This window comes from Cryobacterium sp. Sr3 (assembly GCF_004402835.1).
Classification (GTDB): Bacteria; Actinomycetota; Actinomycetes; order Actinomycetales; family Microbacteriaceae; genus Cryobacterium; species Cryobacterium sandaracinum.
Window position 1 is genome coordinate 96,154 of sequence record NZ_SOFA01000042.1, and the last position, 24,413, is coordinate 120,566.

The 24,413-nt window shown below is 66.6% G+C and carries 26 protein-coding genes and 7 tRNA genes; 4 read left to right on the forward strand and 29 right to left on the reverse strand.

Annotated elements, in window-relative coordinates; all coding sequences use genetic code 11:
* Positions 1–18 precede the first annotated feature (18 nt).
* The 18 genes from secF to E3N94_RS14240 all read right to left on the reverse strand — a co-directional run bounded on the left by secF (position 19) and on the right by E3N94_RS14240 (position 12,075).
* A complete protein-coding gene (gene secF / locus E3N94_RS14155) occupies positions 19–1,032 on the reverse strand; it encodes a protein translocase subunit SecF (RefSeq protein WP_104100491.1) in 1,014 nt (337 codons plus the stop codon).
* On the reverse strand, positions 1,032–2,768 hold the full coding sequence (secD, locus tag E3N94_RS14160; RefSeq protein WP_104100490.1) for a protein translocase subunit SecD: 1,737 nt from the start codon (positions 2,766–2,768) through the stop codon (positions 1,032–1,034). The genes secF and secD overlap by 1 nt, the downstream gene beginning before the upstream one ends.
* A gap of 67 nt (positions 2,769–2,835) precedes the next feature.
* Complete coding sequence (gene yajC / locus E3N94_RS14165) at positions 2,836–3,201, reverse strand: preprotein translocase subunit YajC (protein WP_241987134.1); 366 nt, start codon at positions 3,199–3,201, stop codon at positions 2,836–2,838.
* Between the two features lie 118 nt (positions 3,202–3,319).
* A complete protein-coding gene (gene ruvB / locus E3N94_RS14170) occupies positions 3,320–4,351 on the reverse strand; it encodes a Holliday junction branch migration DNA helicase RuvB (RefSeq protein WP_104100564.1) in 1,032 nt (343 codons plus the stop codon).
* A gap of 32 nt (positions 4,352–4,383) precedes the next feature.
* A complete protein-coding gene (gene ruvA / locus E3N94_RS14175; RefSeq protein ID WP_134570439.1) occupies positions 4,384–5,007 on the reverse strand; it encodes a Holliday junction branch migration protein RuvA in 624 nt (207 codons plus the stop codon).
* Positions 5,004–5,606 (reverse strand): crossover junction endodeoxyribonuclease RuvC, encoded by a 603-nt coding sequence (ruvC, locus tag E3N94_RS14180; RefSeq protein ID WP_104100487.1) that lies wholly within the window; start codon positions 5,604–5,606, stop codon positions 5,004–5,006. Before ruvC ends, ruvA begins: the two co-directional genes overlap by 4 nt.
* A gap of 6 nt (positions 5,607–5,612) precedes the next feature.
* Positions 5,613–6,377 (reverse strand): YebC/PmpR family DNA-binding transcriptional regulator, encoded by a 765-nt coding sequence (locus E3N94_RS14185; protein ID WP_104100486.1) that lies wholly within the window; start codon positions 6,375–6,377, stop codon positions 5,613–5,615.
* Between the two features lie 150 nt (positions 6,378–6,527).
* Positions 6,528–7,070, reverse strand: a complete 543-nt coding sequence (locus E3N94_RS14190) for a DUF1697 domain-containing protein (RefSeq protein ID WP_134371515.1) — start codon at positions 7,068–7,070, stop codon at positions 6,528–6,530.
* A 9-nt stretch (positions 7,071–7,079) separates the two neighbouring features.
* A complete protein-coding gene (pdxT, locus tag E3N94_RS14195) occupies positions 7,080–7,673 on the reverse strand; it encodes a pyridoxal 5'-phosphate synthase glutaminase subunit PdxT (protein ID WP_134371513.1) in 594 nt (197 codons plus the stop codon).
* 10 nt (positions 7,674–7,683) lie between these two features.
* A complete protein-coding gene (gene pdxS / locus E3N94_RS14200) occupies positions 7,684–8,580 on the reverse strand; it encodes a pyridoxal 5'-phosphate synthase lyase subunit PdxS (RefSeq protein WP_104100483.1) in 897 nt (298 codons plus the stop codon).
* A 68-nt stretch (positions 8,581–8,648) separates the two neighbouring features.
* Positions 8,649–9,212 carry an HIT domain-containing protein gene (locus E3N94_RS14205; protein WP_104100482.1) on the reverse strand — a complete coding sequence of 188 codons (564 nt, stop codon included), beginning with the start codon at positions 9,210–9,212 and terminating at the stop codon, positions 8,649–8,651.
* 1 nt (position 9,213) lies between these two features.
* The gene (gene thrS / locus E3N94_RS14210; RefSeq protein ID WP_233191359.1) at positions 9,214–11,136 is read right to left on the reverse strand and encodes a threonine--tRNA ligase; all 1,923 of its coding nucleotides are present in this window, start codon (positions 11,134–11,136) and stop codon (positions 9,214–9,216) included.
* Positions 11,137–11,298: 162 nt separating this feature from the next.
* Positions 11,299–11,370: transfer RNA gene (locus E3N94_RS14215), tRNA-Val, on the reverse strand.
* 25 nt (positions 11,371–11,395) lie between these two features.
* A tRNA-Cys gene (locus E3N94_RS14220) sits at positions 11,396–11,469 on the reverse strand.
* A gap of 49 nt (positions 11,470–11,518) precedes the next feature.
* Positions 11,519–11,590 (reverse strand) — tRNA-Gly (locus E3N94_RS14225).
* Between the two features lie 179 nt (positions 11,591–11,769).
* Positions 11,770–11,841 (reverse strand) — tRNA-Val (locus E3N94_RS14230).
* 39 nt (positions 11,842–11,880) lie between these two features.
* A tRNA-Cys gene (locus tag E3N94_RS14235) sits at positions 11,881–11,954 on the reverse strand.
* 49 nt (positions 11,955–12,003) lie between these two features.
* Positions 12,004–12,075, reverse strand: a tRNA-Gly gene (locus E3N94_RS14240).
* A 155-nt stretch (positions 12,076–12,230) separates the two neighbouring features.
* On the opposite strand from E3N94_RS14240, the gene E3N94_RS14245 reads away from it, so the two are divergent.
* Positions 12,231–12,303, forward strand: a tRNA-Val gene (locus E3N94_RS14245).
* A gap of 76 nt (positions 12,304–12,379) precedes the next feature.
* On the opposite strand, the gene E3N94_RS14250 is transcribed toward E3N94_RS14245, so the two are convergent.
* Positions 12,380–12,541: a hypothetical protein gene (locus tag E3N94_RS14250; protein ID WP_134371589.1), complete on the reverse strand. Its 162-nt coding sequence runs from the start codon at positions 12,539–12,541 to the stop codon at positions 12,380–12,382.
* A 61-nt stretch (positions 12,542–12,602) separates the two neighbouring features.
* On the reverse strand, positions 12,603–12,776 hold the full coding sequence (locus tag E3N94_RS14255) for a CsbD family protein (RefSeq protein WP_104100480.1): 174 nt from the start codon (positions 12,774–12,776) through the stop codon (positions 12,603–12,605).
* Positions 12,777–12,854: 78 nt separating this feature from the next.
* On the opposite strand from E3N94_RS14255, the gene E3N94_RS14260 reads away from it, so the two are divergent.
* Entirely contained in the window at positions 12,855–13,565 is a 711-nt protein-coding gene (locus tag E3N94_RS14260) for a M50 family metallopeptidase (RefSeq protein WP_134570440.1), read from the forward strand.
* A gap of 24 nt (positions 13,566–13,589) precedes the next feature.
* Here the strand turns inward: E3N94_RS14260 and E3N94_RS14265 are convergent, their stop codons facing one another.
* The 7 genes from E3N94_RS14265 to E3N94_RS14290 form a co-directional block, all read right to left on the reverse strand.
* Complete coding sequence (locus E3N94_RS14265; protein ID WP_104171045.1) at positions 13,590–14,093, reverse strand: GNAT family N-acetyltransferase; 504 nt, start codon at positions 14,091–14,093, stop codon at positions 13,590–13,592.
* Between the two features lie 777 nt (positions 14,094–14,870).
* A complete protein-coding gene (locus E3N94_RS14270; protein WP_134371509.1) occupies positions 14,871–15,068 on the reverse strand; it encodes a hypothetical protein in 198 nt (65 codons plus the stop codon).
* Between the two features lie 339 nt (positions 15,069–15,407).
* Complete coding sequence (locus E3N94_RS14275) at positions 15,408–16,169, reverse strand: DUF2071 domain-containing protein (RefSeq protein WP_241987135.1); 762 nt, start codon at positions 16,167–16,169, stop codon at positions 15,408–15,410.
* Between the two features lie 122 nt (positions 16,170–16,291).
* Positions 16,292–17,737: an SPFH domain-containing protein gene (locus tag E3N94_RS14280; protein ID WP_158250210.1), complete on the reverse strand. Its 1,446-nt coding sequence runs from the start codon at positions 17,735–17,737 to the stop codon at positions 16,292–16,294.
* Between the two features lie 132 nt (positions 17,738–17,869).
* Positions 17,870–18,004 (reverse strand): LuxR C-terminal-related transcriptional regulator, encoded by a 135-nt coding sequence (locus E3N94_RS14285; RefSeq protein WP_166785917.1) that lies wholly within the window; start codon positions 18,002–18,004, stop codon positions 17,870–17,872.
* Positions 17,974–19,647, reverse strand: coding sequence for a hypothetical protein (locus E3N94_RS16915; RefSeq protein ID WP_198416296.1), 1,674 nt, complete (start codon positions 19,645–19,647; stop codon positions 17,974–17,976). Before E3N94_RS16915 ends, E3N94_RS14285 begins: the two co-directional genes overlap by 31 nt.
* A gap of 72 nt (positions 19,648–19,719) precedes the next feature.
* Positions 19,720–19,986, reverse strand: coding sequence for a hypothetical protein (locus E3N94_RS14290; RefSeq protein ID WP_134371503.1), 267 nt, complete (start codon positions 19,984–19,986; stop codon positions 19,720–19,722).
* Positions 19,987–20,594: 608 nt separating this feature from the next.
* Between E3N94_RS14290 and E3N94_RS17315 the strand changes: the two genes are divergently transcribed.
* Positions 20,595–20,696 carry an SHOCT domain-containing protein gene (locus E3N94_RS17315; RefSeq protein ID WP_255453078.1) on the forward strand — a complete coding sequence of 34 codons (102 nt, stop codon included), beginning with the start codon at positions 20,595–20,597 and terminating at the stop codon, positions 20,694–20,696.
* A 64-nt stretch (positions 20,697–20,760) separates the two neighbouring features.
* Here E3N94_RS17315 and E3N94_RS14300 read toward each other — a convergent pair whose 3' ends face one another.
* Together E3N94_RS14300 and zapE are read right to left on the reverse strand one after the other, a co-directional pair.
* Positions 20,761–22,032 (reverse strand): ammonium transporter, encoded by a 1,272-nt coding sequence (locus tag E3N94_RS14300; RefSeq protein ID WP_134570443.1) that lies wholly within the window; start codon positions 22,030–22,032, stop codon positions 20,761–20,763.
* 213 nt (positions 22,033–22,245) lie between these two features.
* Positions 22,246–23,295, reverse strand: a complete 1,050-nt coding sequence (gene zapE / locus E3N94_RS14305) for a cell division protein ZapE (RefSeq protein ID WP_134371501.1) — start codon at positions 23,293–23,295, stop codon at positions 22,246–22,248.
* A gap of 181 nt (positions 23,296–23,476) precedes the next feature.
* On the opposite strand from zapE, the gene E3N94_RS14310 reads away from it, so the two are divergent.
* Positions 23,477–24,379 (forward strand): sulfurtransferase, encoded by a 903-nt coding sequence (locus E3N94_RS14310; RefSeq protein WP_104099619.1) that lies wholly within the window; start codon positions 23,477–23,479, stop codon positions 24,377–24,379.
* Positions 24,380–24,413 lie beyond the last annotated feature (34 nt).

A 24,413-nucleotide genomic window follows, 5' to 3' on the forward strand; every position in this document is an offset into this window, starting at 1 on the left:
GGCGGTGATCAGGGCCGACTAGGTGCTGACTTCGGCGGCCACCTTCAGCGCGGGGCCGGCCTTCGCCCGCTGGGCGAGAACCTTCTGGTCGGCCCGGCGCACGGCCGGCTCCGCGGAGCGGATTTGAGCGTACAGCGGCGACGCGATGAAGATCGTCGAGTAGGCGCCGGCGACGATGCCGATCAGAAGTGCCAACGAGATGTCCCGAAGGGTTCCTGCCCCGAGCACGAGCGTTCCGATGAAGAGGATCGAGGCGACCGGCAGCACCGCGACGACGGAGGTGTTGATCGAGCGCACCAGGGTCTGGTTGACGGCCAGGTTCACGGATTCGGCCAACGTGCGCGTCTCGGCGCCCGCCTCCGACGTGTTCTCGCGGATCTTGTCGAAGACCACGACCGTGTCGTAGAGCGAGTAGCCGAGGATCGTGAGAAATCCGATCACGGCGGCCGGGGTGATTTCGAAACCGGTGATGCCGTAGATCCCGGCGGTGATGACGAGGTCGTGCATCAGCGCGGTCATGGCCGCGACCGACATCTTCCAGGTGCGGAAGTACAGTGCCATGCCGATGGCGGCGAGCACGAGGAAGATGAGGAGTCCGCGCACGGCCTGGCCGGTGATGTCCTGGCCCCAGACCGGACCGATGAAGGACGCGGTGACCTGCTCGATCGGCACGGCGTAGGCATCCGCCAGCGCGGCGCGAATCTCCCGGGTCTCGTCGCTGGTGAGCTGGTCGGTCTGCACGCGGATGCCGGTGGTGCTGACGCTCGACACCCTGGGCGTCGCCAACGGGACGACCTCGGTCACGGCATCGGCGGCAGCTCGCTGGTCCTGGTCGGCGACCTGGGAGATCTTGAACTCGGAGCCGCCCGTGAACTCGATGCCGAAGACGAAGCCGCCACGCAGCTGGGGAACGACGATGGCCACGAAGAGTGCCACGACCGCGACCAAGTACCAGGTCTTGCGCCGCCCGACGATGTCGAACGAGCGCTTGCCGGTGTGCAGGTCGTTGCCGAACTGGGAAAAGCTAGCCATTAGGAATCCTTCCCGTCGGTCGTTCGATCCGCACTGGAACCGACGAGTTCTGACGCCTTGCGCTCGGCGATGGTCTGGCGCTTGGCTGCCTCACGGCTGGCCGAGGACAGTTTGGCGGAAGGGAGGTCATCCGAGGGACGGAATTTCGCCCGCCCGCGGTAGGTCGCGCCCAGGGCCCGCGGGTCGAGGCCGCTGAACTTATGTCCGTCGCTGAAGAACTTCGTGCGTGCCAGCAGCTGGAGCATCGGGTGGGTGAAGAGCATGACCACGAGCACGTCGACGAGGGTGGTCAGCCCCAGGGTGAGGGCGAAGCCCTTGACGTTGCCGACGGCGACGATGAACAGGACGCCGGCGGCCAAGATGTTGACCGCGTCGGAGGCGAGGATGGTGCGCAGGGCGCGCTTCCAGCCGGCCTCGACGGAGGATTCGAGCCCTCGTCCGTCCCGGAGCTCATCACGCACCCGCTCGAAGTAGACGATGAAGGAGTCGGCGGTGATGCCGATCGCGACGATCAGACCCGCGACGCCGGCCAACGACAGCCGGTAGCCCTCGCGCCAGGACAGGATCGTGATCAGCAGGTAGGTGATGATCGCGGCGACCGTGAGCGACGCCACGGTGACGAGGCCGAGCAGGCGATACTGGATCAGCGAGTAGAGCACGACCAGTACGAGTCCGATCAGGCCTGCGATCAGGCCACCGGTGAGCTGGCTCGAGCCCAGGGTCGCCGAGATGGTGTCCTGGCTCTGCACCGTGAAGCTGATCGGCAGGGCGCCGAACTTGAGCTGGTCGGCGAGGGCCTTCGACGAGTCCTGGTCGAAGTCACCGCTGATCTGCGCGTTGCCGTCGGTGATGGCCGCCAGGGTGCGCGGGGCCGAGATGACGTTGCCGTCGAGCACGATCGCGAACTGGTTCTGCGCTGCGGTGAGCGCATTCAGCCGGGTGCTGACGTCGGCGAAGGCCTTGGTTCCGGTTCCGTCGAAGGTGATGTTGACGACCCATTCACCGGTCGTGGCGCCGCTCTGCGTGGTCTGCTGGCCGTTGGTCGCGTCGGAGACGTTCTCGCCGCTGACTTCGACCGGGCCGAGGATGTACTTGATGGAGCCGTCGGCCTCACAGGTGACAAGCGGCTCCGCCGCCGGTGCCACATTGGTGGTATCGATCTTGCTGCAATCGAAGGCCTCGTACTGGGCCTGGAGCGCGGGGGTGATCCAGTTCAGGTCGCTCCCGTCGGTGGGCACCGCGGTCGGGGTGCTTTCCAGACTCGGGTCGACCGTGGGGGTCGGTACCGGGGTCGCGACCCCGTCCTCTCCGACAACGTTTTCACCGACGCTGGCCGCGGACGGGGCACCGGCCACGAGCACCGGGCGGAACTCGAGCTTGGCTGAGGACTCGATTCGGTTGATCGTCGCGTCGTCCGGCACGCCGGGGATGGACACGACGATGTTCTGGCCGCCCTGGGTGTTGATCTCCGCCTCGGAGACGCCTGCCGAGTCGATGCGCTGCCGAATGATCTTCACGGCCTCGTTGAGCTGCTCCGAGGAGACGGACTGCCCGGACTCGAGCTTCGGCGCGAGGATGATCTGCGTGCCGCCCTCGAGGTCCAGGGCCAGCTTGGGCGTCCAGGATCCGCCGCCGGTGAGCACGCCGGCCGTGTTGAGCGCAATCAGGCCGACGATGATCACACCCAGCCATGTGAGGGAACGCCAGGCCTTCTTGGCCGGAGACGACTTTGCCACCAGAGAACTCAGCTTTCTATGCTCATGCTCATGCCCGCGCCGAGGCGCGGGCATGGAGAGGGATTGGTTAGGCGTCGCCCTTTTTAGGCTCTTCGTCGGTGTCGGCGACGCGCTGACCGAAGTCAGGTTCGCCCATAACGGTGGCGCTGCCCTGGTTCAGCTCGGCGACGCCCTCATCTTCGGGCTCGGCCACGACCGGTTCCACCACGCGGGCGATGGTCTGACGGTGCAGCTGCACGACGGTTCCGGGAGCGATCTCGAGGGCAACCTTGTTCGCCTCCTCGTCAATCGCGAGAATGGTTCCGTACATGCCGAAGTTGGTCATGACCTCGGCGCCGACGACCATCTGGGCCTGCAGGGCAGCGAGGTCCTTCTGGCGTTTGCGGCTGTTGCGGAACATGAAGAACACGAGCGCCGCGAGAACGGCGAGCATGACGAGAGTCAACGGATCCATAAAACTGTGGGACCTTCCGGTTGCGGCGCGAGGGCCGAAGTCTGTGCGTCTGGCTCGGGGGAACCAGCACGAGTGGTTCGAAGCGAACCAACTCGAATTATAGGTCATCCAGCATAAGAGGGATTGGCGGCCCGCCCACCAGAGGCGCCGTCAGGCCGAAATGCCGCCACGCTTCCGCGGTCGCCACCCGGCCGCGCGGGGTGCGCATCAGGAAGCCGATCCGCACCAGGAACGGCTCCACGACGGCCTCGATGGTCTCGGACTCCTCCCCCACGGACACCGCGAGCGTGTTCAGACCCACCGGCCCTCCCCCAAAACGGGTCAGGATGATGCGCATCACCTCCCGGTCGAGCCGGTCGAGCCCGATGGCGTCGACGTCGTACAGCTCGAGAGCCGCGTGCACCGCGGCCACATCGGCGTCTCCACCGTGCACCAGCGCGTAGTCCCGCACCCGCCGGAGCAGGCGGTTGGCGATTCTGGGCGTGCCGCGGCACCGACCGGCGATCTCGGCGGTGGCGGCCGTGTCGATCGACAGGTCGAGCAGTTTGGCTGCCCGGCCGAGCACCTGCTCGAGTTCGTCGTCGGTGTAGAACTCGAGGTGGGCGGTGAAGCCGAACCGGTCGCGCAATGGGTTGGGCAGCAGTCCGGACCGGGTCGTGGCGCCAACCAGGGTGAACGGTGCCAGGTCGAGGGGAACAGAGGTGGCGCCGGCGCCTTTGCCGACCATGATGTCGATGCGGAAGTCCTCCATCGCCAGATAGAGCATCTCCTCGGCGGAGCGGGCCATGCGGTGGATCTCGTCGATGAACAGCACCTCACCGGGCACCAGCGAGGAGAGTACCGCCGCCAGATCACCGGCGTGCTGGATGGCCGGGCCGCTGGACATCCGCAGCGGGCGGTTGCCCTCGTAGGCGATGATCATGGCCAAAGTGGTCTTGCCGAGTCCGGGCGGGCCGGCCAGAAGGATGTGGTCGGGGGTGCGGCTCTGCATGGTAGCGGCGGTCAGGAGCAGCTGCAGCTGCCCGCGAACCTTCTGCTGGCCGACGAACTCGCCGAGGCTGCGCGGACGGAGGGCACCCTCGAAGGCGAGTTCGGCGTCGCCCCCGAGTTCCGGCTTGGTGAGCTCCACGCCGGGATCTCCGGCCAGACCCTGTGCGCCGGTCACGGGCGACGCTCCGATGCCTGCTGGGCCGGGCCGAGCCTGACGAGTACGAGGCGAAGGAGCGCTGCGACGCCGACCTGCCCGGGTTCGACGGTCTCCGCGAGGGTCTCGTCGACGGCCTCGGCGGCCACCTTCTCCGACCAGCCGAGCCCGATCAGGGCGGCCTGCACGTTCGCCGACGCGCTGGTGGGCTCCGGGCGGGCGGATGCCGCGGCCGTGACGGTCACGAACACCTTGCCGGCCAGGGAGAGCACGATCAGTTTGGCCGTTTTCGGGCCGATGCCGCTGACCTTGCGGAAAGCGCCGTCGTCTTCTGCCGAGACGGCCTGCGCGATCTGGACGGGGCTGAGCACCGCGAGTACGCCGAGGGCCGATTTCGGGCCGACCCCGGTGACGCCGACCAAAAGCTCGAAGACCTCGAGTTCGTCGGCGGACGGGAATCCGAAGAGGGTGAGCGAGTCCTCGCGCACGATAAGGGTGGTCGAAAGCCGGGCCTCCGTGCCGACGCGCAGGGAGAGCGCAGTGGCCGGGGTGACCTGTACGGCCAGACCGACTCCCCCGACCTCGATCACGACCGTGGAACCCACGGCAGACAGGACAAGGCCACGAACGGAAGCAATCACCGCTTCAGACTACGGGGCACCGGCGACACTGCGCTGCGCTCGGCGGCGCGCCACGCCTTCTGGGCCGGGGTCAGGGTGCCGGGGACCACGTCGGCGCTGGTGGGCAGGGTGCCGCCGGCCGCCCCGGTGCGCCAGGCATGGCAGATCGCGATGGCCAGCGCGTCCGCGGCATCCGCGGGCTTGGGCACCTCGGCCAGGCCCAGCACCCGCGCCACCATGGCGCCGACCTGGGCTTTGTCGGCGGACCCGTAGCCGGTGATGGCTGCCTTGACCTCGCTCGGGGTGTGCAGGGTGACCGTCAGCCCACGCTGAGCGGCCAGGAGCAGCGCGACGCCGCTCAGCTGGGCGGTGCCCATCACGGTGCTGACATTGTCCTGAGCGAACACCCTCTCGATGGCGACGACCGCCGGCTTGTGCCGGTCGAGCAGGTCTTCCAGGCCCCGGCTGATCAGCAGGAGCCTCTGCTCGAGCGGCAAGTCCGGCGAGCTGCGCAGCACGGTCACGTCGACCAGGGACGCGGATCGGTTGGCGGCGACGTCTACGATTCCGACGCCGCAGCGGGTCAGCCCGGGATCGATGCCCAGAACCCGGACCGACACAGCGCGCTACTCGGCTTCGGCCTGAAGCTCCGCGATGACCTCGGGCGACACGTCGTAGTTACTGTAGATGTTCTGCACGTCGTCGAGCTCTTCGAGGGCGTCGATCAGCCGGAACACCTTGCGGGCGGTCTCGGCGTCGACCTCTACCTTGAGCTGGGGCACGAACGCGATGTCGGCGGAGTCGTAGTCGATCCCGGCGGTCTGCAGGGCGGTCCGGGTCGCGACGAGATCGTGCGCTTCGCTGAAAACCTCGAACTTCTCACCGTCGTCGACGACCTCTTCGGCGCCCGCGTCAAGCACGGCGAGGAGCACGTCATCTTCGCTGAGGCCGTTGCTCTTCGGCACGACGACGATGCCCTTGCGGTGGAAGTTGTACGCGACGCTGCCGGGGTCGGCCATGTTGCCGCCGTTTCTGGACATGGTGGTGCGCACCTCGGCGGCCGCGCGGTTCTTGTTGTCGGTCAAACACTCGATCATGACGGCGACGCCGTGCGCGGCGTAGCCCTCATACATGATGGTGGTGTAGTCGACTACTTCGCCGGACAGGCCGGCGCCGCGCTTGACGGCACGGTCAATGTTGTCGTTGGGAACAGAGGTCTTCTTGGCTTTCTGGATCGCGTCGACCAGGGTCGGGTTGCCCGACAGGTCGGCGCCACCCATGCGGGCCGCGACTTCGATGTTCTTGATCAACTTGGCGAAGGCCTTGGCCCGACGCGAGTCGGTAACCGCCTTCTGGTGCTTTGTTGTCGCCCACTTGGAATGTCCGGACATGAGTCTCCCGTTGTCTTTGGCTGTCGTGACGTGGCTGTCGATTGGCGCGGGGGTACCGCCGCCGTGCTGGTCGCTGCACTACTGGTGCCATTGGCCGTTGCACCGTGGGGTGCGCCTCATTCTAACCCGCGATGCCTGATGGGCCGGGCTTCACGCGCCCGGGGCCGCGGCGATCAGTTTGTTCAGGGTGCGGAGGTTGCGGGTGGTGGTGGTCGACCGGTAGCGGGCCTTGCCGCTCAGCTTGCTGAACGGACTGTTGATGCCGATGCTTCGGCGCACCTGCCAGTAGAGCACGCCGGTTCCGGGCCGAACCTGCTCCGTTTCCGGGTCCGGTTCCCCAGCCGCCTCGAGCAGTTCCTCGAGCGCGGTCCGCGCCGATCCGAACACGACATACGGATGCCAACCGTCCCGCTCCGCATCGAATGGGAACGCCCGCGCCACCCTGTCGAGTGCGTCAACGCCGAGCAGCACGATCCACGCCTGATAACCGAAGTTGTCGGAGAGAGCGCGTTCGATTGTGGCCTTGAGGGCCGCGGCATCCGTCTCGCCCGCCGTGAAGAGCACGTTACCGCTGGCCAGAACCGTGCGGACATCCGTGTAGCCGAGCCCGCGGAACACGGCCCGCAGGTCCGCCATCGTGATCGTGATCCCGTTGACGTTGATTCCGCGCAGGAGCGCCACCCAGCCGGCCATGACCGGAGCCTAGTAGCGGAAGCCGGCGGCGGCCACCTTCTGCAGGAAATAGTCGTGGAACCGGTGCTCCCCGGTGATCTCGGGGTGGAATGAGGTTCCGAGCAGGTTGTCCTGCTCGACCGCGACGCAGCGCCCGTCCGAGAGCGTGGCTATCGCGCGGGCCCGGGTCCCGACGGACTCCACCACGGGGGCGCGGATGAAAATGGCGTGCACCGGCGGCTCACCGAGCACCGGCACGTCGAGGTCGGTCTCGAAAGAGAGCGTCTGCGAACCGAAGGCGTTGCGACGCACGGCGATGTCGAAGCCGCCGATGCTCTGCTGCCCTTCGATCCCGTCGATGACGGTGTCGGCGAGCATGATCAGGCCCGCGCAGGTGCCGTAGACGGGCAGGCCGGCCCGCACGGCCTCGGCCAGCGGTTCCGCCACGCCGAACGCGCGGGCCAGTTTGTCCATGACGCTGGATTCGCCGCCGGGGATCACGAGCCCGCTGATGCGGTCCAGTTCCTCTGGGCGGCGGATGAGTTCGACTTCGGCGCCGAGGGACCGCAGTACCTCGGCGTGCTCACGAAAGTCACCCTGCAGGGCGAGAACTCCAACGCTCACGAACGGGTATCTACCAGCCGCGCTCTGAGAGGCGGTGCGGCGCAGCCAGATCGGACACGTTGATGCCGACCATGGCCTCGCCGAGTCCGCGCGAGACGGATGCGATGACGCTGGGGTCGTCGTAGAAGGTGACGGCCTTGACGATGGCGTTGGCGCGGGCCTGCGGGTTGCCCGACTTGAAGATGCCGGAGCCGACGAATACACCGTCCGCACCCATCTGCATCATCAGGGCCGCGTCGGCGGGGGTGGCCACGCCACCCGCGACGAAGAGCACGACGGGGAGCTTGCCGGTGGCGGCGATCTCGGCGACGAGTTCGTACGGCGCCTGCAGTTCCTTCGCGGCGACGTACAGTTCGTCCTTGGTCAGAGCCGACAGGCGGGCGACCTCACCCTTGATGGTGCGGATGTGCTTCATGGCCTCCGAGACGTCGCCGGTGCCGGCTTCGCCCTTGGACCTGATCATGGCCGCGCCCTCGTTGATGCGGCGAAGCGCCTCACCCAGGTTGGTCGCGCCACAGACGAACGGGACCGTGAAGTTCCACTTGTCGATGTGGTTGACGTAGTCAGCCGGGCTCAGCACCTCGGACTCGTCGATGTAATCGACGTTCAGGGCCTGAAGGATTTGAGCTTCGACGAAGTGGCCGATGCGCGCCTTGGCCATCACCGGGATGGATACCTCGGCGATGATGCTGTCGATCAGGTCGGGGTCGCTCATGCGGGCAACGCCACCCTGGGAACGGATGTCGGCGGGAACGCGCTCAAGGGCCATGACGGCGACAGCACCGGCGTCCTCGGCGATGCGAGCCTGCTCGGCGTTGACGACGTCCATGATGACGCCGCCCTTCATCATGTCGGCGAGACCACGCTTGACGCGGCTCGAACCAAAGGCGGAAGTGGTTTCAGTCATAGCTTTGATTCTATTCCTTGGGTGGTGTCGATTCCGCCCGGCGGGTGCCGGTGGAGGGGTATATACGGCTAGTTGCCATCCTGGGGCCAGCCCTCGGCGACTTCGCGCCGCACATCGCCCAGAAGACGGGGAATCGCCTTCGTTCCGGCGATGATCGGGAAGAAGTTCGAGTCGAGCGCCCAGCGGGGAACGATGTGCTGGTGTAGGTGCTCGGCAATGCCCGCGCCGGCAATACGGCCTTGGTTCATGCCGATGTTGAAGCCGTCGCAGTGCGACACCGCCTTGAGCACACGCATGGCCACCTGGGTGAGACTGCCGATCTCGGCGACCTCCTCCGGACTGGCCTCATCGTAAGTCGCGACGTGCCGGTACGGACAGACCAGCAGATGCCCGCTGTTATACGGGAACAGGTTCAGCAACACGTAGGCGTGCGTGCCGCGGGCCACAATCAGTGCCTTCTCGTCGGTCATGCTCGGGGCCAGGCAGAAGGGGCAGTCATCCGGGTGCGGCTGCTGGCCGTCCTGGATGTAGACCAGGCGGTGCGGGGTCCATAGCCGTTGGAAGGCATCCGGAACCGCGGCGAACTCGGACGACTGCTCGAGCCCCTCGAACTCGTCGCTGTGCGTGTCCATCTCAGACCTGGCCCTGGGTCGTGACCTGCGCGCGCGCATGGATCGCGGCGATGATGCGACGGATGGCCTCGTCGGCCGGTACGCCGTTCTCCTGGGTGCCGTCGCGGAACCGGAAGCTCACCGAGCGATTGGAGCGGTCATCCTCGCCGACGATCAGCTGGAAGGGCACCTTCGCCTTGGTGTGGTTGCGGATCTTCTTCTGCATGCGGTCGTCGGAGTGGTCGACCTGGGCGCGCACGCCTGCCGTCTCGAGCCGGCCGATGATTTCGTCGAGGTATGGACCGTATTGCTCGGACACGGGGATGCCGACGACCTGCACCGGGGACAGCCACACCGGGAACGCCCCGGCGTAGTGCTCGGTGAGCACGGCGAAGAAGCGTTCGATCGAACCGAACAGGGCCCGGTGGATCATCACCGGGCGCTGGCGGGAGCCGTCGGAGGCGGTGTACTCGAGGTCGAACCGTTCCGGCAGGTTGAAGTCCAGCTGGATGGTGGACATCTGCCAGGTGCGGCCGATCGCGTCGCGGGCCTGCACGGAGATCTTCGGGCCGTAGAAGGCGGCGCCGCCCGGGTCGGCCACGAGTTCGAGACCGGATGCTTCGGCGACTTCGCGCAAGGTGTCGGTCGCTTCCGCCCAGGCCTCGTCGGTGCCGACGAACTTCTTCGGGTCCTTCGTGGAGAGCTCGAGGTAGTAGTCCTCGAGGCCGTAGTCGGCGAGCAGCTTGAGCACGAAGTTGAGGGTGCTGGTGAGCTCCTCTTTCATGCCTTCGCGGGTCGTGTAGATGTGCGCGTCGTCCTGGGTCATGCCGCGCACGCGGGTGAGGCCGTGCACGACGCCGGACTTCTCGTAGCGGTAGACCGAGCCGAATTCGAACAGGCGCATGGGCAGGTCGCGGTAGCTGCGGCCGCTGGAGCGGAAGATCAGGTTGTGGAACGGGCAGTTCATCGGCTTGAGGTAGTAGTCGACGCCCTGACGGGTCATGTGGCCGTCGGCGTCGTACTCCGCGTCGAGTTTCATCGGCGGGAACATGCCATCGGCGTACCAGTCGAGGTGACCGGACGTCTCGAACAGGTTCGACTTGGTGATGTGCGGCGTGTAGACGAAGTCGTAGCCGGCCTCGGTGTGGCGCTTGCGGGAGTAGTTCTCCATCTCCTGACGGATGATGCCGCCCCTGGGGTGGAAGACGGGCAGGCCGGAGCCGATCTCCTCGGGGAAGCTGAAGAGGTCGAGTTCGGCGCCGAGCTTGCGATGGTCGCGCTTGGCGGCCTCCTCCTGGCGGGCTTGGTAGGCCCGCAGTTCGTCCTTGGTGGCCCAGGCGGTGCCGTAGATGCGCTGCAGCTGCGGGTTCTTCTCGGACCCGCGCCAGTAGGCGGCGGCCAGACGGGTCAGGGAGTAGCCGTTGCCGATCATGCGTGTGTTCGGCAGGTGGGGACCGCGGCAGAGGTCTTTCCAGAGCGTCTCCCCCGTCTTCGGGTCCACGTTGTCGTAAATGGTGAGTTCGGCGCCGCCGACCTCGACCGACTCGTTGTCGACGGTCTCGGCGGCCCCGCCCTTGAGCCCGATCAGTTCGAGCTTGTACGGCTCGGCGGCGAGTTCGTCCCGGGCCTGGTCGTCGGTGACGACGCGGCGCACGAACCGCTGGCCCTGGCGGATGATGCGGTCCATGGCCTTCTCGAGCGACTTGATGTCCTCGGGGGTGAATGCCTCTTCAACGTCGAAGTCGTAGTAGAAACCATCGGTGACGGGCGGGCCGATGCCCAGGCGCGCCGCCGGGTTCACGGTCTGCACGGCCTGTGCGAGCACGTGCGCGGCCGAGTGGCGCAGGATGCTGAGGCCGTCGGGCGAGCCGATGGTCACCGGTTCGACGACATCCGTCGGAGTCACCGTCGTGGCGAGATCCTTGAGCTCGCCGTTGACGCGCATTGCGACAACGGACCGGTCGGTGAATAGCTCAAAGCCGTCAGCCACGTGTATTACTCCTTCAGTATTGTTCGAACCCCAATAACTTTAGCGGCGCGCCTCGACCACGACGGGCACGGCCATTTTGGGCAAAGAAAAACCCCCGAGTTACCGGGGGTTTGCCTGTGGGCGATACTGGGATCGAACCAGTGACCTCTTCCGTGTCAGGGAAGCGCGCTACCGCTGCGCCAATCGCCCATTCTCTGAAAAGACATTCCAGAAGTGGAGGTGGATACGGGATTCGAACCCGTGTACACGGCTTTGCAGGCCGCTGCCTCGCCTCTCGGCCAACCCACCACATACGTTTCGTACCAAAAAGAACCGGCTTTGCGGCCGATTCCATTCGAGCGGATGACGAGATTCGAACTCGCGACCCTCACCTTGGCAAGGTGATGCGCTACCACTGCGCCACATCCGCACTTATCAACGTTTCCGCTGACTTGAAAGACTCTAGCCGATTCCGGCCGAACCCGCCGCACCCTCCCTGGCGATTCATCGCGGCGAGCCCGAGGAAGGCCCGACTGCACCTGGATTTCCGGTGCTGTGCGGGCAAAAAAAACCCCCGCTTTACCGGGGGTTATCTGTTTCCCAACTCTGTGGGCGATACTGGGATCGAACCAGTGACCTCTTCCGTGTCAGGGAAGCGCGCTACCGCTGCGCCAATCGCCCATTTCCTGAAAATCATTCCTGCATTGCGACTTCCGGGATTGGAGGTGGATACGGGATTCGAACCCGTGTACACGGCTTTGCAGGCCGTTGCCTCGCCTCTCGGCCAACCCACCACTTGGGATTCGTACCGAAAGAAACCGGCCTCGCGGCCGATCCCATTCGAGCGGATGACGAGATTCGAACTCGCGACCCTCACCTTGGCAAGGTGATGCGCTACCACTGCGCCACATCCGCAACTGCCCGCATTTCTGCGCGCTTGGAAGACTCTAGCCGATAGTCCTGTTCATATTCAAACCGAGTCGTTCCGGCGTGTTGAGGCCCCCACGATGTGCGCCTTCCACCCGGTCTGGGTTAGTATCGAGACTTGTGGCTACAGTACGAGGCCACAGGGGCGATTGGCGCAGTTGGTAGCGCGCTTCCTTCACACGGAAGAGGTCATCGGTTCGAGTCCGGTATCGCCCACAGCCAAGAAAAAGCCCCGAAAGTCGGGGCTTTTTCTTTTTCTCGGTACGGGTTGGAGACCACATGCGCGGCCCGGTCAGGCCCGCTTCCCGGAGATCGTCCGGGCAAGCCAGACGATCAGCGCGATCACGACGAGCACGATGCCGACCCAGATGAGGAAGTTGAGCGACTCGACGAACCCTCCGGTGAACAGAAGCGCGATGGCGATGATGGCAACAATGACGAGGAGTACGTTCATCCTGCTCGCCGTCCTTTCTTTTGATTGACGTGCACTGATGGTGTGGAGATGCGGATTCGACTCAATCAGTGACGGCGTCCTTGACGTTCTCTCCGGCCTGCTTGAGGTTTGCCCTGGCCTGTTCAGCCTTGCCCTCGGCTTCCAGCCGCTCGTTGTCGGTCAATTTGCCGGCGGCCTCCTTTGCCTTGCCCACGGCTTCCTCGGCCGAGTTCTTCATCTTGTCCGAAGCACTCATGGGGACCGTCCTTTCACTCGTATCCAGCTTTTGCGATCAGTATAAAGCTCCCGCCCAAGGTAATCTAGGCTGAAATCCATGGACGGGCTTGTCGATCTCTGGGGGCAACTCTCCGCCCGAAACGAGCCTCTGCCCGCGATCACGGCCTGGCTGACCATCGCGGCCGCTGCCGTGCTCGTGCTGGTGCCGGCCGCGTGGCGGGTCACCCGCCACGTCATCACGATCGCGCACGAGGGCGGCCATGCGGTGGTCGCGACGGTGAGCGGTCGCCGGCTCGGCGGTATCCGTCTGCATTCCGACACCTCGGGGTTGACCGTCAGCAGCGGACGCCCGCGCGGACCCGGCATGGTGCTGACCCTGCTGGCCGGCTATACCGCCCCTGCCCTGCTGGGGCTCGGCGCGGCACGGATGCTCAGCCTCGGCTACGACATCGGCCTGTTGTGGCTGTCGCTGGCGGCCCTGGCACTGCTGCTCGTGCAGATCCGCAACTGGTTCGGACTGTGGTCCGTCCTCGTTACCGCTGGACTGGTCTTCGGCATCACCTGGTTCGGCACTCCTCCGGTGCAGAGCATCTTCGCCCTGCTGATCACGGCGTTTCTGCTGCTCGGGGCTGTGCGCACCGTGGTCGAGCTCCAGCGGTCCCGGTCGCGGAGCCGCGGTACCGCCTCCGACGCCGACCAGCTGGCCCGTCTGACCCACATCCCGGGCGTGGTCTGGGTGGCCGTGTTCTTCACCGCGACGATCGCGTGCGCAGGGTTCGCCGGACGGTTCCTCGGCCTGCTTGCCTGATCCTGCCCCGCGGGGGTGCTGCCGTCAGGAGACCGTCGGCACGGCGTGTTTGAAGCCCACGTGGGACGCGGTGAAGCCCAGCCGTTCATAGAACCGGTGCGCGTCGACGCGCGCTGCGTCCGACGTGAGCTGGACGAGTTGAGCCCCGAAGGCCGGGGCATTCTGCACGGCCCACCGAATCATGGCTCCGCCGAGCCCGCGGCTCCTCTGATCCGAGCGAACCCGGACGGCCTCGATCTGCAACCGGGTGGACCCGACACGGGCGAGCCCAGGGATGACGGTGAGCTGCATGGTGGCCAGCACCTCGCCCAAAAGCGACGTCGCGACCAGCAACTGTTGGGCCGGATCTGCGTCGATTGCGGCGAATGCCCGTTCGTAGGCGACGCGATCTTCCGGCCGGTCGGCGTCGCCTCGGGAAGCGCTGATGGAGTCGTCGGCGAGAAGCCCCACGATTGCAGACAGATCCTGGGACAGGGCGCGCCGAAGGAGCACAGCGCCGGCGGGAAGGGTGAGGGTGACGTCGACCATTCTCCGAGTATCCCAAATGCCGCCTTCGCGTCTGTGCTCAGTTGAGCTGGGCCCGGGTCTGGGTCTGGGTCTGGGCCCGAGCCCCAGCCCCAGCCCCAGCCCCAGCCCCAGCCCGTGATTGTGCCACTGGGGTCTCGCTGGGTGAGCAGCCGGAACCAATTCGACGGAGATTCTCCGGAAAAACGGGATTTCCAAACGATTTAGGGCCGATTTTGACAAAATCTCCGTCGAATTCGTTCGGGAGAGCCTGCCGCTCTCACGCTGCCGACGACAACGCTCATGAAGTCCGCGCTGTGTCAGACCGCGTTGAGTCCGCGTAACGCGGCTTGACGGTTGCGGTCGACTCCATGCGCGAGCATGCGCACGAGATGTCGATCGTGGGGCTGCACCCGGGAGAGTGCGACCCAGGCGACATCCTCGGCGCAGGCGGTCGGGCCGGGGGCTTCCCCGATCGGACCGGCCCCCTCAGATCAGGGCCGCGCCGATGACCAGCAGCACTACGCTCATGATCGTGGCATGGTGGCGCACCAGGAGGTCGACGGTTCGGTCGAAGCCGAGCGGATGACCCTGGCCGGCTCGCTCACGAGCCTGCGCACCAGGAGGTCGACGGTTCGGTCGAAGCCGAGCGGATGACCCTGGCCGGCTCGCTCACGAGCCTGCGCCCCGTCGGCGACGTCCACTCACGTAAGCCGCCGCCGCGGTGCAACATCCGCCAACCGGTCTCGCTCGTCAGCGCATGACAGCCCGCAGACAGACGTGCCAGATTGTCGTGCGCGGTCAGCCCATCGAACTATCAATCCAGGGAATGCTCGATATCGCAGTTTGCGACCGACCGGTTGCAGCCTGGAAACCGGCAGGTTTGACCCACACCCGCAGGAACCGTTTCGGGTCTTCCGGCACCATGTACCGGTCGCGGCCGACCAAGAGCACCGCCCCCGCCTCCGGACGCACCAGAATCCGGGTGAAGCTCGGCACCCGACCGCGATCCGCCGGGCCGTCTCCGCGGCGATCGGACCGCAGCGCCACCTTCTCAGCACGGTCGTAGAGCGTCCGCGACGCCATGCCGCGGGGCCTGGTACGTCAACTTCGACGCCGGCAACCTGCCTGCCGAACGCAGAACCTCCACCTCGAACGCCGGCCTCACCTCGTCGGCACCGACCACGCCTGAACGATCACCACCCTCGCATGCTGACAACTGATCTCACCCGACTCCAACGCGGCGCGGGCCAGCCCGAAGCGACGCGCGCCTCGACCGGTTCCGCCCGCCGAGCGAACGCCCCGTCCTACCTTGCCTCGATAGCGTCGGCCCGCGACTCAGCCGGCGGCGCCGAACCAGGTGGTGACCCCGGGCGAATACAGCACGGAATCCGGCTCGCGTCCGGCCAGCCCGGGGAACCCCGCCACGGCGAGCAGGGTGTCGTCAAGGCTCACCAGTTCGGCCTCGAAGAGCTCCCACGGCTCATGGTGGTTGCGCAGGTGCACCGTGCGGCCACGCGTACGGGTGAATAGAGCCCAGCGGGCGGTCAGGAAATCGGCGAGCGGGTCGCCGAAGACCGGGCGGGCAGTCGGCCGCACCACGATCTCGGTGTGCGCCCCGGCGGCCAGGTGTCGGCGCGCGGTGTAGCGGTATTCCCCCGCCCCGACCTCAAGCTTGGTGCGGGACCACATGTACGGGATCGAGAACAATGCCCGGGCCGCCAGCACAGCCGCCAGCCGGGAGGCCTCCAGCGAGACGAAGACCACGCCGCGGTGCCCGTTCGCATCCACCGCGTACAGGCGCACGTTCACCTCAACGAAGGTGCCGAAGTAGGGAATGGGCGGACTGCCGAAGACGGTGGCCCGGTCCAGCACGAACGGGATCAGCCCAACCCAGCTAGCGCCGTCGAATTCGTCGGGCACGAGACCGTCCGGCAGCAGCGGAGCCACGAGAGCGGCGTCCACGCGCCAGTGCACGAATATCAGATTCGACCAGCGCTGGCTCGAGGACGCTCGCCCGGCCAGCAGGGGCGCAACGGCCGAGACCGGGTCCATCGCGGCATCCGTCATCTGGAAATCTCCCCTTGTTCCCGAGCCCATGCGGACCAGACTGCGGCATTCTGTGAACATCAACGCTACTCGCACCGGGACCAGGTCGACGCCCTCGAAATGCGAGCGATCCAGGCGCGAAGGCCTGAATCAGCGTCCGACCTGACTGCGTGCTATGCCTCGACGGCCGGCGCGGCCAGAGCGCTGTCGACGTCGGCCTGCTGGGCGGTCGTGAGTGAGGCCTGTGGCTTGGCGGTTTTGGTCGCGGCCGCTCCGACAGCGGCTCCACCGACGAGGTTGCCGAGCAGTTCCCGGATGCCGATACCCATGGTCGACTTGAGCACGCCGTCGACCTCGGTGATACCGGAAGCGACATTCTTGGTCAGTTGGCTGGCGCCATCCGTGGAGATGACCGTCAGGTTGTCGATGTTCGACATCGGAGCGGCCAGCTCGCGGGCGATCTCGGGCAGCATTTCCACCATGCGAAGCTGGATCAGCGCCTCACTCTGCTCGGCGACGGCCTCGGCGGACAGCCGGGTAGCGGTCGCCTCAGCGGTACCGCGGGCGAGGATGGCGTCGGCCTCGGCCTGCCCCTCCGCGCGGAGGGCCTCGGCGTTGGCGATGCGGCTGTCGCGATCGGCGTTCGCGCCGGCCACGGCGGCCTCCGCCGCCGCGATGGCGGTCACCCGGATGCGGTACGCCTCGGCGTCGGCGATCGCGTTGACCTCGGACTCAAGCTCGGCCTTGCGGAGAGATGCGCGCCGCTGGGCGGTGAGCTCCTGCTCCTGAACGATGGCCTGCTGGGCCTTGGCCTCGGCCAGCGGCTTGGCCGCGGCGGCTTCGGCGGCGGCCTTGTCGGTGTCCAGCTGCAGCGCCGCTTTTCGAAGTGCGAGCGTGTTCTGGGCCTCGGCGATGGCCTGCTCGGCCAGAATGGCGGCCTCCTGTGCCTCCCGGTTGGCCGCGTGCTCGGCAACCTCGGCCTGGCGCCGCACCTTGGCCTGCTCGGCGCGTCCGAGGTCCCGGATGTAGTCGTTCTCGTCAGTGATGCCCTTAATCTCGAACGAGTCCACGTCGACGCCCTGGTTGGCCAGGGACTCCCGGGCGGTCGCCAGCACCGAGGAGCCGAGCTCGTCGCGCTTCTGGATGATGGTCATCACGTTCGTGCCACCGATCGACGACCGCAGGGATCCCGACAGTACTTCCTGTGCGAAGCCGTCGATGTTCTTGTCCTGGCCGAGAAACCTCTGCGCGGCGGCACGAATGGCGGCCGGGTCGTCGCCGACCTTCACAATGGCGACTGCTTCCACGGTGAGGGTGACGCCGTTCTGGTCCTGGGCGACGGCCGTGATCTCGATCGCCCGGCTGCGCAGGCTGATCTTGAACGCCTTCTGGAAGAACGGGGTGATGAACACGCCCTGGCCGTGCACGACGCGTTGCCCGGATTCCTCCAGCGTGGCGCCGTCGACGATGGTCTTCTTCGATTTCTTGCCGGTGATGATCAGGGCTTCGTCCGGCCCGGCGTTCTTGTAGACGCTCTTGGCATAGAACAGGCCGATCAGGAAGACGACGATACCCAGCATGATGAGACCGGGGATGGGGCTGAGCAGGAATTCAAACATGGGGTCCTTCCGTTCCGCCGGCACGAAGATCATGCACGTGGCCTGGCACTTCGCGCGGCGCGCGCGGGCACGAGACCCTCGAAGCCTAGTGGTCTGGGTCAGGCGGAACCATTCCCATTCGGGGGGTGCAGGTCAGAGCAGGCCGCGCTCCTGAGCAATAGTCACGGCCCGGGTGCGGTCGGTGTCCTCAAGCTTCTGATAGATGTTGCGCAGATAAGTTTTGACGGTGTTCGGGCTCACATTGTGCTTGCGGTCGATGTCCGCCACGGATTGATGGAAGGGCAGCTCGCGCAGCAGCACCCGCTCCCGCTCGGTGAGCGGTGCGACCGGGGCCGGGGCTGGGGCTGGGGCTGGGGCTGGGCTGGGGCTGGGGCTGGGGCTGGGCAATTCTCCCCCGGCGCCTGAGCGGACCGAGTCACAATCCGGTTTGCGAAACCGTCGAGGTCCCGCAGCTGCTCAGCCAGGCGCGGCGCCCGAGCCAGACGGGCATCCGCTTCGGCAGATCGTTCACCCTCCTCAGCGATGCCGGCGAGCACGATCCAGGCGCTCACGAGCGTGGTCCCGCTCCAACACCGGGCGGCCGGCGTTGCGGCGGCTTCCAGCCGCCCACCGGCGCCGTGGCGGCCCGGGGCCGGCGGGTACGCCAGGGAGCGGAGCAGCACGGCCTCCAACGAGTCCGTACCCAGCACGTTCTCCACCAGGAGCGTGACACGTCGGGCCTCGGCCCGCCCGTCCAGCGCACCGGTCAGCTCGAACCAGGGGATGCAGCACAGGCTCGGCACACGCGGGTGGGCGTCCGCATTCTCCCGCATCAAGCCGTTCAGATTCTCGAGCACCGATCGCCGCCTCGGGTCCGCCGCCGGTGCCGACAGGGACAGGAAGGTCTGGGCGGGCACGATCAGTCCGGAATCCCACACCAGAGGGTCGGCCGCGACAAGCCGTTCCAGCACGCCCTGATCGATCGGCTCGCAGCGTTCGTACCGGCGGATCTGGAGCGAGACCGAGGCGCGGGCCGCTGCGCGGTTGAACGCCGCCCCCGCCACGGATGCCACGGCACCCGTGGCCGGGCGCGTTGCGGCATCCGTCGCCCGAGCGAGTTGATCGTCGATGAGACCGGCGCGGGCCCAGTCGCCCCGGCGGGAGGCCGACACGGCGGCGAGGTCGCCGGCAAGCAGGAACAGCCATTGGTTACCGGCATTCCGCGCGGTCACAGCCACCATTCGCAGTCCCGCTTCGGCTCGCTCCGCCTCGCCCAGACCGGCGCGGCACCAGGTCTCCGCGGTGGCGGCCAGCAGGTCGACACCGAGGTCTCCCCGCCGCCCCGGTGCGGCGCGGACGGCGCCCAGCCTGGCCAGACGGTCCCGGATTTCGTCAGGCGTCGCTGCGAAGAAGGCGGCAAGCGCGTCGATCACGACGGTCCAGATCTCCGCACTGCCGCCGGACGCGAGCCCCACCACCTCGAGCTCCGCCAACAGGTGGTCGGCCTGCCCCCGGTCGGGAAAGTATGGTGCCTCCAGGAGCAGCCTTAGGGACGCCGCCACGGATGCACCTGGGTTCCCGGCGCGCGCGGCCGGCTCTGCCAGGGCACGGAGGACGAGGTCTGGCGTTCCCCTGAGCACGAGATCGAGACCGAAAGCATCGAGCATCTCGGCGGTGAGGACGGGCAGCCCGGCAGCAAGCGCCTGCTCGAGAGCGTTTTGACCGTCGGCGCGGCGCGCGAACCACCGGGCCGCGGTCTCGTGAGCCGCCGCCGCCGCGAAGTCACGTCGCCGCGCATCGCCCTGCAGATAGGCCAGCAGGATCGAGTGGATGCGATACGCCCTGGTGTCGTCGCCGCTCTCCCTGGTGATAAGTGCGCTGGGCCCGGCCAGCCGGTCCAGCCCAGCCCCGGCATCCGCTCGCTTCGTCACCTCGACGGCCAGGTCGACCGAGAGGACAGGCCTGACGGCGGCGCGCAGCTTCGTGTTCTCGTCACCGTCAGCTCAGCCGGCGATGATCTCCGACCGGAGGAAACCGGCCACCGCCGGATCGTCACCGTCGAAATCCACCACCAGCCGTGCGGAATCGTTCCTCCCGTGCAGGAACGGCACGATCAGCAGCAGCTCGCTCCGATCGAACGCCAGGTCCGCCGGCGGCACGTCGACCATGAAGCCGTCGCCGCGCAGTCGCGTCGGCCCTGCGCACGGCCGAGTGCGCCCGGCGACCACGAGACGGATGCCCTCGGGCGCCGACGCGACCAGCTCGCCCACCAGCCCGGCCGATCCGCTTCGACACGGTCCAACCCACCGATGAACACGTACCGGGTGTCCCCGTCGCCTGACACCCCCGAGCGCCGCCCGACCTGCCGCCAGACGTCAGCGGGACGGAACCGGCCCGGCTGCGCGCGTACCCAGGTGACCGACTCCCCGTTCCGGTGAAAACGGCCAGCCCAGGACGCCAGCAGGGTCATCTTCCCGGGGCCTGCCGCAGCCCACACGCAGACGCAGCGCGCTTCGCCGGCGATGAGCCGATGAAATGCACCATCAAGCCGCGGCCGTTTCACCTCAGCGGTCGACGGAGCCGGGATCGGCGTGCCGACCCCCGGTGACGGTGCAGCCGGTGACGACGCTGCAGGTGTCACGGCTCCCGGTGTCAGGGCTGCGCCCGGAAGCGCCATCTGAGCCGGTACCCGATGCGAGGTCATAGAGACGCGTCCTCCATTCGCGGCCCCGAGTGGTCGTTCAGCCTCGTCACCGTGGCTCTCGGCCTGCCCCACGGCTAAGGTGCACGCAGTTCCACGGAGTCGAGGGAGTACCAGGCGCAGACCGATCAGTGCATCCGCAGTGTCGCCGGAACCAGTGCCGGGCCCACGGAGGAGATCGGCCGGGCGAAGGCTCTGCACGCTGCGGGCGCGATCACCCCGGCCGAGTTCGACGCCCTGAAGTCCCAGGCGCTGTCGAGGTCGTCCTACACCGAATAGGACAGCCACCGAATAGGACAGCCACCGAAAAGGACAGCATGCACAGGGCGGTGCTGCTTCATGGTTAGACGGCGTCGAGCGCGTAGCCCTCTTCACCGTGCACGATGGTGTCCACTCCGGCCACCTCGTCTTCGTTGTTGATTCGGAAGCCGATCGTCTTCTGAATGATCACGCCGATGCCGTAGGCCATCACGAAGGAGAAGATCGCGATGCCGAAGGCTGCGACGAACTGCACCCAGAGCTGGTTGAGGCTGCCGGTGTCGAGCAGGCCGATGCCCGACCCGAAGATACCGATGTAGAGCGTTCCGATCATGCCACCGATGAGGTGGATGCCCACCACGTCGAGCGAGTCGTCGAAGCCCCACTTGAACTTCAGGTCGATGGCAACCGCGCATACCGCTCCGACGAGGACTCCGAGGACGATCGCCCAGAACGGGGTGAGGATGTTACAGGCAGGGGTGACGGCGACGAGCCCGGCGACGGAACCCGAGGCGGCACCGATCGAGGTGGGCTTGCCGTCCTTGATCTTCTCGACGATCAGCCAGCCGAGAATACCGGCGGCGGGAGCGACGAGCGTGTTGATCCAGGCGAGGGCGGCGACACCGTCGACGGCGGCTTCGGAGCCGGCATTGAAACCGAACCAGCCGAACCACAGGAGCGAGGCACCGAGGAGGGTGAGCGGAACGTTGTGGGGCTTGGAGATGCCTTTCTTGAAACCCACCCGCTTGCCGAGCACCAAGGCGAGAGCCAGACCGGCTGCACCGGCGTTGATGTGCACAGCGGTGCCACCGGCGAAGTCGTTGACCCCGAGAGCGGCGGGAGCCCAGCCATCGGCGAGGTTGAAGACCCAGTAGGCGACCGGGAAATACACCAGGGTCGACCACACGGCGGCGAAGATCAACCAGGCGCCGAACTTGGCACGGTCGGCGATCGCACCAGAGATCAGTGCGACGGTGATGATGGCGAAGGTGGCCTGGAAGCCGGCGAACGCCAGCCCGTTCAGGTCGGGAGAGAGGGATCCGTCTTCCCCGGCGCCGAGCAGCCCACTCAGGCCGAGCAGCCCGGACGGGTTGCCGAGGAAACCGGGGATCAGCGGCGGGCCGAAGACGAGCCCGTAGCCGTAGAGCACCCACAGCACACCGACAACGCCCATCGCGCCGAAGCTCATCATCATCATGCTGATGACGCTCTTCGCCTTCACCATTCCGCCGTAGAAGAAGGCAACACCGGGAGTCATCAGAAGCACGAGGGCGGCCGCGACGAGGAGCCACAGGGAATTGAGATTCAGGGCTATTTCATCAGTTGTGGCGTCCAACAGGACTGACAGTTGAACCATGGATATGGTTACCTCTCGCTAACTAACAGTGATTGCCGTCGACGTGCACAGGGTGAGCGGTTGATCGTGTCTCGGCGGGTACAGAGTCAGTTTGAAGTTGTGAGGTTTCGGTGAGTGCGCGCGGATGTTTCGCCCGCGTTACGCGCCGAGCGACGGTGTTAACATCGCGTTTCCGGCAAGCAGAGCGGTGGTCCGGCCTCGATCAGTCGTGGATCAGTCGTGCGGTGGAAGCTCACCTGTGGTCAGCGCCACGAGACGGGACTGGGACCGCTGGTACTTCTTCCGGTAACCGCCGGAGAGCATCTCCTCGTCGAAGACCTCGTTCAGGGGCTGCCCGTTGGCGATGATCGGAATCTCCGCGTCGTAGACCCGGTCGATGAAGGCGACCAGCCTGAGGGCATCCGTCTGGTCGGTCAGTAGGTACACATCGGTCAGGGCGATGACGTCGATGCCGTGGATCAACTTGATGTACTTCGACGGATGCACCGTGCTGAGATGTCGGATCAGGTCGCCGAAGTCGTCCCGGGTCACCGTGGAGCCGCGTTCGACCAGGGCGGGCACCAGCTGGTCCACTTCGTCCCGGGACACGGCGATGGCGTGGCCCTCGATGTCGCGCCTGCGGAAGTCGAGGCCGTCGATACGCACGATCTCGAAGTTCGCGGACATCGCCTGGATCTCGCGAAGGAAGTCGATCGCGGCGAAACGCCCCTCGCCCAGCGAATTCGGCGGCGTGTTCGACGTGGCGGCGACGCGGGTACCCGAGGCCACGAGCTCGCCCAGAAGCCGGGTCATCAGCATGGTGTCGCCCGGGTCGTCGAGTTCGAACTCGTCGATGCAGATCAGGCGGGCGCCGGAGAGCTGCCTGACGGTGGCTGCGTAGCCGAGTGCTCCCACCAGTGCGGTGTACTCGATGAAGGTGCCGAAGTATTTCGGTCCCGGGGCGGCATGCCAGAGCGCGGCCAGCAGGTGGGTTTTGCCGACGCCGAAACCACCGTCCAGGTAGATGCCCGGCAGCTCCGGCTTGGACTTGCGGGTGCGGGAGAAGAAGCCGCTGGGCCGCTGGGCCAGCCAGGCTCCGGCAAAGGTGCCCAGCCGTTCAACGGCCTCGAGCTGCGAGGGGAAGTTCAGGTCAGGTCGGTACGACGCGAAGGAGGCGTGCTCGAACTGGGGCGGCGGAACCAACTCGGCCACGATCTCCGGCCCGGTGATGCTCGGAGAGCGATCGGCCAAACGTTGCACCTGGCTGAGAGCTTGTGGAGCCATGCTGTAGTACCCGGTTTCTGTGTCGAACTGATAGTCCCGGTCGGAGCACCATCGTTGAAGAACGACCGCGGATGCGATCAGGACCCATACCGCGTAGATTCGAAAACGCGGACCGGTAACCAGCCTAAACCGCGCCCATTTGATTCCAGTGTCCATCGGACGCCACCAGGAGGTTCCCCCCATGTCTGTTGATCTCGATCCGGCACCGAAGTTCATGGCCTACGCCCACCCCGAACGTCTGGTCAGCACCGAGTGGCTGCAGGCGCATCTCGAAACCCCCGGTCTTGTTGTCGTCGAATCGGATGAAGACGTTCTGCTCTACGAAACCGGCCACATTCCGGGAGCCGTGAAAATCGACTGGCATACCGACCTCAATGATCCGGTCGAGCGCGACTTCGTCGACGGTGCCGCCTTCGCCGCAATGCTCGGTGCCAAGGGCATCTCCCGCGACACCACCGTGGTCATCTACGGCGACAAGAACAACTGGTGGGCGGCCTACGCCCTGTGGGTGTTCACCCTATTCGGCCACGAAGACGTCCGCCTGCTCGACGGCGGCCGTGACAAGTGGGTGGCCGAGGAACGAGGCCTCACCCGGGACAAGCCCGTTATCACCCCGACCGTGTACCCGGTCGCCCCGCGCAACGATTCCGCCATCCGCGCATTCCGCGAGGATGTCTTCGCGCACTTCGGGAACCCGCTGATCGACGTGCGCTCCCCCGAGGAGTACACCGGCGAACGCACCCACATGCCGGCCTACCCGGAGGAGGGCGCCCTGCGCGGCGGCCACATCCCGTCGGCGGCGTCGGTGCCGTGGGCGCGCGCCGCTGCCCCGGACGCCACCTTCCGCACCCGAAGCGAGCTGGACGCCATCTACCGTGACGAGGCCGGCCTTTCCGACGGCGACAACGTCATCGCCTACTGCCGGATCGGCGAGCGGTCCAGCCACACCTGGTTCGTCCTGACCCACCTTCTCGGCTTCGAAGGCGTGCGCAACTACGACGGGTCCTGGACCGAATGGGGTAACGCCGTGCACGTGCCGATCGTGATGGGCACGGAGCCGGGCGCCGCACCTCAGCCCCGCTGAGCCGGCCGGCCCACTCGGATTCTGGGGCCTCACG